Below are 12,330 nucleotides of genomic sequence, written 5' to 3' on the forward strand. Positions count from 1 at the left end.
CCGTTTTGGGGCATTTTTGTTTCTGCAGCTCAGCATTTCAAGACCCCTTGTTATATTTTGAAGTTTTCCTTGCGGCTTACCTAAAGCAGACCTATGGTGCTAAAGGAGCATATGCGATAACACAGGGCTGTTCATCTCATGTCAGCATTGGGCTTTAAGGGTGCAGGCGCTATTCTTTTGCTTTGCCTTTGGCTGGTAAACGCAGCTGCATGGGCAAAGCCTCTGTTGTCTGATGCTCAAACACAGCACCTGAAACAAAAAGGTAAAATCACTTATTGTATAGACCCGGACTGGCTGCCTTTTGAAGCACTGTCGGCGCAAGGCAAACATACAGGTATGTCGGCCGAATATATTCGCCTGTTACAACAAATGCTGCCTGTACCACTGGAGCTGCATCCAACACCAAACTGGCCTGCTTCCTTGCAAGCAGCCAAAGACAGACACTGTGATCTACTCACTCTGGCTATGCCCACTCCATCCCGTCTTGAGTACTTAAACTTCAGCAAAGCGTATCTGGACGTTCCTAATGTAGTGGTTACAACCAAAGACAAAGCCTTTATCCGTGCTGTGGCTGATATTCCAGACTCAGCTCCGATAGGGATCAGAGCCGGTTTTGGCACGCTTGAGCTTTATCAGCAACGTTACCCACAATTACAGCTGGTGCCTTTTCATAGCTATGAACAAGGGCTATTGCAGGTTCAGGCCGGCAATCTGTACGGCATGCTTGGCAATATGGGCAGTATCAGCTTTAGCCTGCAACAAAACGCCATCACCAACCTGAAAATAGCAGGCCGATTAGCTGAAGATACGCTGCTGAGTCTGGCGTGCCGCAATGATGACCCTGTACTGCTGGAAATTTTTGATACCTTACTGGCACAGATCAGTCCGGAACAAAAACAACAGATCAATAATCACTGGCTGGCCATTCGCTACGACCAGGGGTTTGACTACGAATTATTCTGGCAAATGCTGCTGGCTTTTGTATTGCTGATTTCAATCGTCAGCATCAGTTACCTGAAACTAAAAAAACTGAATCAGGCACTGATCGAAGCCAATATCCGGCTGGAACAGTTAAGTCAGCATGACCCTTTAACCGGCTTGTACAACAGGCAATATTTTGAACCCCGGGTACAACAGGCGCTGGCTTTGTGTCAGCGACAACAGTTGCCACTCACCTTAGCCATGATGGATTTGGACCACTTTAAACAGATTAACGACAACCTTGGTCACAACTTTGGTGATCAGTGCTTAAAAGACTTTGCCACTTTATGCCAAAGCCAATTTCAGCGTAAAGACGACTTACTGGTGCGTTATGGCGGCGAAGAATTTATTCTGGTCAGCGTAGGCTGTGACGCAGAGACTATGCAGGAGTTATTGCAGGATTTTTTACAGCGTCTGGAAGCCCATCAGGTGCAGTTGAATAAGCAACAAGGCCACTGCACTGTCAGTATCGGCTGGTACTGTGATATTCCGCCCTCTGACATGGATAGCGAAGCTCTGGTCGAATTGGCGGATCAGGCCTTGTATCTTGCTAAAGATGCAGGGCGTAACTGCCTGGTTCGATCCAAAGCTGTGGCTTCTTCTAGCCCAGATTATTAATCCACTCACTCATCACCACATGAGTACGAATTTTAATCACATCCAGTTCGGCATCCAGTAACTCTCGAATTTCATGCAGGCGCTGCATAGACTCTGTTTTTACATAGACCAGTAAATCCATTTCACCGCTGATGCCATGACAAGTGATCACTTCCGGAATAGCCCGAAACACATGCATAACATCAGCACAACGACCACAACGATGCTGAATTTCAAAATAAGCCGACACTGCACTTTTTTGTGATTCAGACAACAGCACCTGATAACCGCGGATCACCCCGCTCTGCTCCAGCCGTTTAATACGGTCGGACACAGCAGTGCGTGACAAACTGACTTTCTCCGCCAGAGTAGACACACTTTGCCGCGCATCTTTTTTCAGTTCAGCCAGAATATGTTGATCAAATTTATCCACCTTGTCTCGCATCTCGCGCTCCGGCATTTTGCCGCTTTTGTTATCAATACAGCTGCATTTTCACGGCAGAAAACCACAGTTTGCAGCCTGGGCTTTTATTAGAATATCACCAGCCCTAACCGAAGAGAAAAACTATGTCACACAAAGGAATTGGACGCTGGCAAGGCGCGGCATTAATGGCCACCACCTTATTGGGTACCGGAGTATTTATTCTGCCGCAAATGACAGTCGCAGTGGCAGGCCCATGGGCGCTTCTGGCCTGGCTGATACTTACTGTCGCCGTATTGCCTCTGGCTTTTACTTTTGGTTTGCTGGCCAGCCGTTTTCCTCATGCCACAGGGCCTGCGCATTTTGCCGCTTTAGCTTTTGGTGAACTGACAGGCCGTATTCTTGGCCTGATGTTTTTGCTGGTGGTGCCACTTGGCGCCTCAGCTGCATTAATGATTACTTTTGAATTTATTGCGCCTTTGTTACCTCAGGCCCAGCAATGGCGCTTGCCTGTTGAACTGGGTTTGCTTGGGTTATTGTGGTTGCTGAACTACCGGGGGTTACAGCTTTCAGCCCGATTGCAGTTTGGGTTAACTCTGTTGATTATTGCGGTTGTGTTGCTGTTATTACTGGCTTTTGGCCTGCTGCAACCGCAAAACCTGCAACAACCTTCTTTGCCTGACTTTAATGGCAGTGCATTAGCTGCGGCCTGTGCTATCGCCTTCTGGAGTTTTTTAGGCATAGAAGCCATGACGCATCTGGCCCATGATTTCAGAGACGCCAGCAAAGATTTACTAGCTGCGCTGATCCGTGGTTGTCTGGTGGTTGGTGCTATTTATCTGGCCTGCAGCTACCTGGTGTTGGTAATGGGTTCTGGCCATCCGCTGGCTATGATTGGCGTTTTTAATCAGTTGCTCGGAGGCTATGGCGAACTGGTGCTTGGCGTCTTAGGTTTTTGCAGCGGCATAGCCACAGTGAATGTTTATACCGCCAGTGTGGCGCGTTCTTTGGCAAGTTTTAGCGAACAAGGCATTACTCCCGCTTTTTTTCAGCAGAAAAACGCTTACCAGATGCCGCAACGTGCTTTAACTGCCGTTATCGCTGCCATGGCCGGAGTTCTGGTATTAACCTGGATCAGCGGCCAACAACTGGAAGATTTAATCAGTTGGGTCAACGGCGTTTTTGTAGTGATTTATCTGCTCAGCATGGCAGCAGCTTATAAACTGCTGCCCGGCCGCTATAAAGGCTTGTGTCTGGTGAGTTTAGCTTTGTGCCTGATTCTGGCTGTGGCTATAGCAGAACATATGTTGTACGCCCTGCTGCTGATTGTTGTGCTTGGGCCGCTGCTTTATTTGCAGCAATACAAACAACGCCTTAGTGCACCACCTTCAGCGAGCCCTCCTGGATCTGGCGTGTGACAGTGTAAGGTAAAGCCAGGGTATCAGTGACAGCACAAAGCACAGTGTCAGCAGCCCAAAATGAAAAATACATCGGTGTACTATAGCCATTCTTGTTTGGTTCGCCGTAAAGCTGGCAAAAGTTATGGGCAGTCCCACTGTAAATACGTGGAATAGACTGACAGTAACTTTTTTTATTGTTGAAACTGATCGCCACTTTGCCTTTTTCCGGTTCCAGCGTTTGCATGGTGCCGCAGCCAGTTAGAACAGCCAGCAGTGTCAAAAGGCTCAATGTTTTGATAGGTACCCGCATTTATAATCCTTCGGTGAATGGGGTTGAATTCGGTTGCCCTACAGCTCCGGCATAAAAAATCAGTAACAGCACAGGTTCAGTGCCGATATTTTTGCCGCTGTGCGCAGTGTTGACTACTTCCGCTAAAGCATCACCCGCTTTAACCACATTCTTTTTACCATTTTTTAACTTAATTTCCAACTGACCTTGCAGCACAACCCCAAAAGAAGGCACAGCATGTAAATGCCAGCCGGTTTCCCCGCCTGGCGCTATTTCAATTCTGACACCGGTAATTTCGGCCTGACCTGGAGGGTACTGCAATAATGCGCCATCCCAGCTTTGGCTGGTTTTCAATACAGGCGTTACCTTTACAGCTGCATTTGTTTCGATAGCGGATAAAGCGGGACTGATCAGCAAAAACAAAGCGCAGTTAAAACTGATGATTTTTTTCATGGTTCATTCCACTCCATAACAGAAAGAATGAAGTCTAGCTGGACAGTGGCAGATCACAAAAATATGCTGGGGAAAGCATTGTTATTTTTTTACGGGCCAGGATACAAAACCCGGAACCGAGCTACCAAAGATAAACACTACTTTTCCAGTCAGCAGGCTTTCGGGCAAGAACCCCCAGAAGCGGCTGTCGAAACTGTTGTCGCGGTTATCTCCAAGCACAAAATAATGGTGGTCCGGCACACGCCAATGCCCTGCCGCTTGCTGCGGCTGACGGAAATAATGGCGTGTCTGTTCACTAGAGTCAGACTTGTGCTGTATCAGATAGCGGGCATAGCCCAATTGCTCTTCAAAGGTGATGAAGTCTTTGCTCTGACTCGGGTCGACAGGGCTTCTGCTGACGTTTAGCGGCATTGTGCAGATGTCGGTCTGAGGCTGGCAATTTGTACTCACCTGCACCTGTTTTTTCTGATAGACAACCCGATCGCCTGGCAGTCCAATCACTCGTTTCACAAATTCCTGCTGCCCGGCACCAGGTAACATCTGACTGTTTTTCTGAAAAAGCACCAGGTCCCCATGCTGCAATGGATCTGACTCAGAGGTGAAATGATATTTTTTCACCAGCACCAGCATACCGGGCTTTAGGGTCGGACTCATAGAGCTTGCCGGGATTTGATAGAGCCCAAAACCATAGGTCTGAACCAGCTTCAGCACTATATAAGGCAGAAAACTTAGTAGCAGCACCAGCCACCAGCGTGCATACCAGCCTCTGGGCCTTGTGTGGTCGCCAAACCATGCGATCAATAAGCCATGTGTTAAGCACGCCAGCACGTACGGCAGCAAAAAAAGTTCTTTTAGCTCACCAGCGAAGAAAAACTCTGCCCACTGCGGAAACAATAAATAGACAACTGACCAGCCACAACCCAGCAGCAGATACAACCAAAAGTAACCAGGCCGGTTCACATACAAAAACACAAAAGGTGCAGTAGCAATGCCAAAAAGAACCGTCAAACCACGATGAGGTCGCCAGGGCGAATGTAAAACCTGTTCCATGGATCCATTTCCAGTCAAATTAAAGCCATACAACCCGCTCAATTTCAGTGATGGCATGGATCACTTCCAACTAAAGTGGCTGTACCCTATGCACAGAGCCAGTTGCAGATCTGGCACCTATGATTGTACTGAGCGAATCTTTGTGGCGGCAAGCAACTTCTGTCAGGCCAGAGTCTTAAGTTAAATACTGTTACTGAAAATAACCACGTCAGTTCAGGGGCTCTTCAGCTAGTATTCTTTAAATTAGATAGACTTAGAGCTGGCTACCGCCGAACTCAGGCGGGAAATCACTACAAAGTTCTTATTGATTTTTACTAATGCGTACTTTTTGAAATAATTTATCACTTATTTACTTCAGAGGATTTTTCCAAATGCAGCCCACCCTTTCAGCTTTTAGTACCGGGCTGGCTGAAGTATGTTTTTGTGCTGCTAACTTTGTTTGGCTACTGGCGTGATAAAAAGGCCGCCAGCGAGTGCCGACGGCTTTGTGGCATAGACTGCAGTTAGTTTTTCCTGACCAACAAAAATGGGTAGGTTGCCGTCATTGGGTTTGGTCCGGGAAGCCCGGAGCTGATCATCACCACGTTACCCTGGCCATCTGTGGTGGTCGGTGTGCTTGTCCACAAGGTGTTCACATCAGCTAACCCCTTAAAAATGCTCGTATTCATTGCCGGGCTATCGCATTTCAGCTCTAAAATACTGACCAATTCGTTCACGTTCGGCAACCGCCAATCCGTATGGCCGCCAACAGATTCAGTGGAGGCAAGCAGATGCGCTTGCTCCCAGCTTTGCTCTAATGGGGCTCCATCGCACGTTCCCCCGGCAACATTATAGTTTTGCCCTGCCAGACACACAGTCCACATTAAGCCTGACGCTGTATGTATCACTGTGCCATCGTCCTGCATTTCAAAGTTGCTATCAGGTGCTGTGGCCACAAGATTTGCATTGCAGTTTTGTTGCCCATTTGCGCCAGCCATCACACCAAGGCAAAAAAGAGCGGCCACTGTTTTTCGTAAATGCTTCATGTCACTCTCCTTATTGCGCTGAACGTACTGGCATCACAAAACCTACATCCAACTTCGCACATTGGCTCACACCAGGCACAGCTCCCGGAATAACACAAAATACGTCCGTGGTCAGTGAGCTGACGGTGTTTGACGTCCAATACGGAGCAAGCGGCAGCAGATGCGGGAAGTAGTGCGTATCTTGCTGATGCTCGCTGCCAAACAAATCATACATCTCTTGCATAGTCGGCAAGCGCCAGTTAGTAAAACCACAATGGGCATTGGTATTGAGTGCAGCAACATAACTTTGGGTATCACATGACTCACTACACTCCAGACCGGAATTACCGCCGTTTTCCGTAGCTGTACTGTTGTACCAAACGTAGATATTGCCGCCATGACGATAGTTGCTGACATCGTCTACCTTGCTGTCCCAGACCAAACCCGTCACATTATCCTTAACACAACTCCATTGCGTGCCCGCAACTTCATTGCCGGCCAGGTCCCAAGCCTGGCTCTGTATCGCCAGTGCAACACCATTCGCACCCAGCTTGGTCAGGTCTAAACTGCCGACACCGCCGCCTTGTTTAGTCAGGATATTGCCAGCCAAATCTGCATCACGGCCAAACTCCGCATCCTGGCGCGGAGCACCTGTATTAGGGCAGGCTGCACTAGCGCTGACCGTGCTGGCACACTGTGTTACCCCGGTATCGTTCATACCGTCCGCGGCAGTAGCTACACCCACTGGTGTGGCACTGACCTCGCTACTGCCTTCACTCTCAAAACCACCCTGCACTGTGGTGACACGGAAGAAGTATTCAGTGCCATTGGTAAGCTCCATCACAGAGCCCACAGTCGCATCAAATGATGCGACATTACCGCCATCCAGGCTGGCATAGTTCGCGACAGTCTCAATACTTTCTTTGGCGTAATACACTTTGTAAGAGTCTGCGTTGGTCACGCTGCTCCAAGATAAAGTCACCATCGCATTGCCCGCTTGCACCGTGTTGATACTTGGCGCTTCCACTTGTAACTGCAGGGTCGCCGACAAGGTACAGTCTGCCGTAATACCAGCAACACTATAGACAGTTTCACTCACCTCAGTATGAGCGCAGCCTGTCACCGAATTCACTTCATAGCCGTCAGGCACTGTGAGCGTGAACTCCTTAGCCTCTTGTCCATGTGTAAACTCAAAGGATGCAGGGCTCCACGAACCGCCCTGGTCAGCAGCGGTGCTGATGGTGTATGTGTTCTGCGAGAAGTAAAAAGCGTAACTACAGCTTTGCGCCACCGGATCCACGGTGTAGCTGGTGCCCGACAGCGTACCTGCACAGGCAGCTACATTCGGACTGTATTCCACCCGGTCAAAGCTGTAGCCTTCGTTTGCTGCCAACTCAAAGGTATGACTACCGCCGTACGTCACCTCTGCAGGCGTGCCTGACACCACAGTACCGTTTTCTGCTGTCGCTGTAAGCGCGTATTGCTCCAACTCAAAGTCGATAAACACCTCACATCTCGGCCCAATAATAGGGCTGGTGGTAAATACGTTGCCATCTAATGTGCCACCAGCACCTTCACATCCAGCTATTTGTTCAGCACTAAATGTGAAGCCCGGATTCGGGTTGATAGTAAAAGAGGCGGTATCCCCGTAATTTACGGTTTGCAGTAATGGGGTTACGTTCCCCTTTCTCGAATCAAATAGAGCTAACACTATGTGTTGAATACGCTCAAATACCACTTCCACCGCACAGGCTGACGTTATAGGTGCAGAAATATAAGAATTGTCGCCAAGATCGAACTTAGTAAAACCGCCACAACCCGACGCGCTTGCAAAACGATAGCCTGTTGCTGGCACAACAGTAAGAACCACAGGCTGTCCGTGCTTCGCCGGATTTCCAAGTAGAGTTGCAGTACCCTCACCTTGTTGTGAGACAGTCACTTCATAGCTGTTGACTTTAAACTCGACATAAAGTGAACAGGCGCTGGTTAAAGGCTCAGTGGTAAAGATGTTTCCCTCTAAGGTGCCTGCACAACCTGAGATACTGTCCCGACTTACACTGTAACCATCATTAGGGGTAATGCTAAAACGTGCCTGTTGGTTATAGGGCACTGTGGGTGTCTCGACCACCACAGTCCCCCCCTCGGATTGCGTAGCTTTCATATCAAACACAATGCCGGAAAAGGTCGCTGCAATACTACATGCGCTGGTGATTGATGGGCTATTAAACACTCTTGCGCTAACCTTCTCATCTGCAGTGCGTTTAAAATCAATGCCGCAGCCCAACACACTGGCTATTTCATTGCCGATGTTTGCATTTACAATCACATAAGCAGAGCTACCATAAGGTACGCTGGTTGCGTTATTCGGACTTAGCTGGATAGTACCGCCTGCTGCAGCAGAAACCGATACAGGGATCTGAACTCCGCTAAAACTGGCTGACACCTGACAGTTTTGTGTCACCACGCCTGTTGAATAAGTTGCGCCAGTACCAGAGGCGGCAACAAATACCGGAGAGCAGCCGCTACCAGTGACGGAGCTAATTTCATAACCCGTATTGGGTGTAACCGTAAAGTTCAGAGCGCCGCCCTGCCCTACAACGGCAGGTGATGGCAATGCAATACTGCCATTAGTCGTGGCTGCGGCTGTTAGGGTGTAAGTAATAGGTTCAAATGATGCCGTGACGGCACAAGCTTCTGTTATTGAGCCTGTTGTGTAAGTAGAGCCGGAAAGTGTGCCACTACAGCCTTGCACTGACGCGATTTGAAAACCAGCGTTTGGTTGAACAGTGAATGTCGTAGTGCTTAAAGACTCTACATCCTGCGTTGCAGGAGTGATAGTGCCACCAGCACCGGTTGTAGCCGTTACCCTGATTTTTTGGAACACAGGGGTTAAGGTGCAATCCTGTTTTACATTATTGATGCGAACAAATGTTTTTTCCGGGTTTAACACAGCCCCTTCACAACCACTTATTCCACTTAGGGTAAAAGGCCCTGTATTGCTGATTGTGAAATCAGCAAACAGATCTCTGTGAATAGTTCTGGCTTCAGGAGTAAAGGTTACGCCATTTTTTGCAGAGGTCGTAACCTGATGCGTTCTGAAATCATTAGCAATGATAGTGCAGGATTGATTATTACTGATTGAAAGAATTTCTACGTTCACAAGGTTTACAGCACCACCAGAGATCAGAGGAATTGAAACGAGTTGACCAACCTTCAATTCACAGCCTATCCCAATAAAAGTGGATTCAGGATTTGAGATACTAACTTTTGGAAGCTTGGCTTTAGACCAAAAACTTCCCTCTTCAACCGACTCACCATAAGCAAAAAATAGCCCCTTAGCCCCCGCCGGCGCCCCAGTCAAGGGTGAGTTGAAGTTAGACACAAGCCCATAAAGCTGATCACCATACTCACCAGTATAAACAACATTAATTTGGGCGCCGCTCTTAGTAAGTATGACCGGGTCGTTAATCACCCCATTCCGCTCCCCATCACTATCGCCCAGCTCGCCGTCGGTAATAGTTACCAAAATGCTCTTGCCATCAGCAACGTACTCAAACATCTCTGCAGGCAATTCATACCAGCTTGGTTCTGCCCCCGGTGTGGCAGGCCCGTATTTCATAGGGCGATGCCCAAGCCCAATCGGCTCATCATAAGTAATGGTAATGGTGGCAGTATCACCTGGGTTTTGCAGTTGCACCTGAAATTCAAGCAATGACGAGCTGGGGGTCACGCCCTCTGGCAAAGGCGCTGGTAAATTAGCTTCAGGCCCTGTAGTGGGCGTAAAACGCACTGAGCCCGGCACAAAGCCATAATTGGCATCAGGGTCTACTGCTATGGATGCATCCACTTCCGGGTTCTGCTCACTGTCTGGCAACTCGACTGTCAATGCAATAAAACTCACGCTGACGGTGCAGTTCTGGCTTAACGGAGCTGTGGTAAAAACTGAGCCATCGAGTGTACCACCACATCCCTCTATAGTACTTAAGCGGTGGTTGTCTTCAGGCAGGATATCGAACTCGATGACCTCTCCCGCTTTGGCCATTGTGGTGGCTGAGGAAAGCGTGCCCCCCTGCCCTACATTGGTACTCACTGTATAAGTTGGAGTGCCATCGTCGTTTAAACAGCCTGTAAGGGTTAGGGCTAACAACGAAGCGGCTAAGGAGGGAAGCAAACGCATAACAGAATCTCGCTTATATTAATTCAGCAAAGATTATGGAGTTCCAGATAAAAAGCAGCAAGTTTCGCCTGCGCTTTTTTTCATTTCATAGACACAATATGATAATTATGGAAGCATTGCGCAAAAAAAATGTAGCATATTTATTATTCATTCAAGGTTCACCTGGTGTAAGGCATAAGTTTCACTTTACCTCCCGTTATGTTTTGATCTATCAAAAAAACTGACGGTACTACCATTACCAATGTATGCAGAATCTTTTTATACTGCAGTTACATTTTTATGTTCAAAAACAAGGACAGATCCAATGTTGCCAGCCCAATCTACTTTTCGCTTCAGTTTAAAGTTCAGTATCGGCCTTTTTGTGCTGCTGACTTTATGGTTGTTGTATCTGGACTGGCAGCTTTTAGTGCCTGGCTGGCTGAAGTATGTTTTTGTGCTGATTAACGCTGTGACTTTGTTTGGCTATTGGCGCGATAAAAAGGCCGCAGAGCAACAGGCATGGCGTACTCAGGAAAGCACCCTGTTGCTATTGGGGCTGGTGGGTGGCTGGCCTGCGGCTTTTGTCGCTCAACATTGGTTTCGGCATAAAAACCGAAAAGTCAGCTTTCAGTTATTGTTTTGGTTGACGGTACTTCTGCACACTTCTGCTTTATACAGTTTGTGGTTATCCGGCTGGTTGCTGCCATAAGGGCAAAAACTGCGACCAGAAACACTATCCCCAAACTACAAAGCGCGATAGATTAAGGAAAAAGACGACTGCATAGCAGTTATTACTATCGAGGGATCTATGCGCTTTACTTTATTATCTGTCAGTTTGATCGCCGCCTTAGGTTTGCAGGTTCAGGCCGCAGACTTCAGCCAACAAGCCAACAAAATCGCCCAAAGTACGCTTATTATCGACACTCATATCGACGTACCATACCGTTTGCATGACGACTGGGAAGATGTGACTAAAGCCACCAAAAGAGGCGAATTTGACTACCCCCGCGCCAAAGCCGGTGGTTTAAATGCGCCTTTTATGTCGATTTATATTCCATCCTCCTACGAGAAAAAAGGCGGCGGTTATTTACTGGCGAACCAGCTCATTGACAATATGGAAGCTTTAGTGGGCCGTGCGCCGGATAAATTTGCCATGGCTTACAACAGCGCCGATTTAGCCAAACACTTTAAAGAAGGCAAAATTTCTCTGGCCTTGGGTATGGAGAACGGCACTCCTATCGAAGGCAAACTGGAAAACCTGCAACACTTTTATAACCGTGGTATTCGTTACATCACCTTGGCTCACTCCGAAAGTAACCACATAGCAGACTCCAGCTACGACTTACGCCGGCAGTGGAAAGGTTTAAGCCCTTTTGGTAAAGAGCTGATCAAGGCCATGAACGAAACAGGTGTGATGGTGGATGTGTCTCATGTGTCAGATGATGCCTTTTATCAGGCAGTTGAGATCAGCAAAGTTCCTGTCATTGCTTCCCACTCCTCGTTACGCGCCCTGGTGCCGGGTTTTGAACGCAATATGGACGATAAGATGCTCAAAGCGCTGGCCAAAAATGGCGGTGTGCTGCAGATCAACTTTGGTTCTGCGTTTATCGTTAATGCCGCCAATCAGTGGGGCCTGCAACGCGACGCAGCTTTTAAAGCTTCAGGTCAGACCGACAAAGACGCATTCAGCCAAAACTATCGTAAAACCAACCCTTATCCATTTGCCTCTTTAGAAAAGGTGCTGGATCATATCGACTATGTGAAAAAACTGGTGGGTATAGACTACGTAGGCATAGGCTCTGACTATGATGGCGTAGGCGATTCTCTGCCGGAACAACTGAAAGATGTGTCGACCTATCCGAATCTGATCCGCGGTTTATTAGAACGTGGCTACACTGAACAAGAGATTGAGAAAATCTTATCCGGTAACACTTTGCGGGTTTGGCGTGCAGTAGAGGACTATGCAGCTAAACACTAAC

At 48.1% G+C, this 12,330-nt stretch carries 10 protein-coding genes; 4 read left to right on the forward strand and 6 right to left on the reverse strand.

The genetic code is table 11. The features are described from left to right. The first annotated feature begins 138 nt into the window (after nt 1-138). Entirely contained in the window at nt 139-1,599 is a 1,461-nt protein-coding gene (locus tag RHEIN_RS11135; protein WP_008899072.1) for a diguanylate cyclase, read from the forward strand. Here the strand turns inward: RHEIN_RS11135 and RHEIN_RS11140 are convergent. Next, nucleotides 1,583-2,023, reverse strand: coding sequence for an Lrp/AsnC family transcriptional regulator (locus RHEIN_RS11140; RefSeq protein WP_008899073.1), 441 nt, complete (start codon nt 2,021-2,023; stop codon nt 1,583-1,585). The two genes, RHEIN_RS11135 and RHEIN_RS11140, sit on opposite strands and share 17 nt — an antisense overlap. A gap of 122 nt (nt 2,024-2,145) precedes the next feature. On the opposite strand from RHEIN_RS11140, the gene yjeH reads away from it, so the two are divergent. Next, nucleotides 2,146-3,417, forward strand: coding sequence for an L-methionine/branched-chain amino acid transporter (gene yjeH / locus RHEIN_RS11145; protein ID WP_008899074.1), 1,272 nt, complete (start codon nt 2,146-2,148; stop codon nt 3,415-3,417). Here yjeH and RHEIN_RS21445 read toward each other — a convergent pair. From RHEIN_RS21445 to RHEIN_RS11170, 5 genes are all read right to left on the reverse strand, one after another. After that, entirely contained in the window at nt 3,374-3,709 is a 336-nt protein-coding gene (locus RHEIN_RS21445) for a YceK/YidQ family lipoprotein (protein ID WP_008899075.1), read from the reverse strand. The genes yjeH and RHEIN_RS21445 overlap by 44 nt on opposite strands. Next, complete coding sequence (locus tag RHEIN_RS11155; protein WP_008899076.1) at nt 3,710-4,141, reverse strand: cupin domain-containing protein; 432 nt, start codon at nt 4,139-4,141, stop codon at nt 3,710-3,712. It abuts the gene before it with no gap. A gap of 81 nt (nt 4,142-4,222) precedes the next feature. Further along, nucleotides 4,223-5,191: a signal peptidase I gene (lepB, locus tag RHEIN_RS11160; protein WP_008899077.1), complete on the reverse strand. Its 969-nt coding sequence runs from the start codon at nt 5,189-5,191 to the stop codon at nt 4,223-4,225. A gap of 503 nt (nt 5,192-5,694) precedes the next feature. Beyond that, nucleotides 5,695-6,216 carry an Lcl C-terminal domain-containing protein gene (locus tag RHEIN_RS20435; protein ID WP_008899078.1) on the reverse strand — a complete coding sequence of 174 codons (522 nt, stop codon included), beginning with the start codon at nt 6,214-6,216 and terminating at the stop codon, nt 5,695-5,697. Between the two features lie 10 nt (nt 6,217-6,226). Beyond that, complete coding sequence (locus RHEIN_RS11170; RefSeq protein WP_008899079.1) at nt 6,227-10,372, reverse strand: InlB B-repeat-containing protein; 4,146 nt, start codon at nt 10,370-10,372, stop codon at nt 6,227-6,229. 304 nt (nt 10,373-10,676) lie between these two features. Here RHEIN_RS11170 and RHEIN_RS11180 point away from each other — a divergent pair, with 304 nt between their 5' ends. Continuing rightward, nucleotides 10,677-11,060, forward strand: a complete 384-nt coding sequence (locus RHEIN_RS11180; protein WP_008899080.1) for a DUF1294 domain-containing protein — start codon at nt 10,677-10,679, stop codon at nt 11,058-11,060. A gap of 99 nt (nt 11,061-11,159) precedes the next feature. Then, entirely contained in the window at nt 11,160-12,329 is a 1,170-nt protein-coding gene (locus RHEIN_RS11185; RefSeq protein ID WP_008899081.1) for a dipeptidase, read from the forward strand. Nucleotide 12,330: the final 1 nt, after the last annotated feature.

Origin of the sequence: Rheinheimera sp. A13L (assembly GCF_000217935.1) — a bacterium.
In the GTDB taxonomy this organism is placed as follows: domain Bacteria; phylum Pseudomonadota; class Gammaproteobacteria; order Enterobacterales; family Alteromonadaceae; genus Pararheinheimera.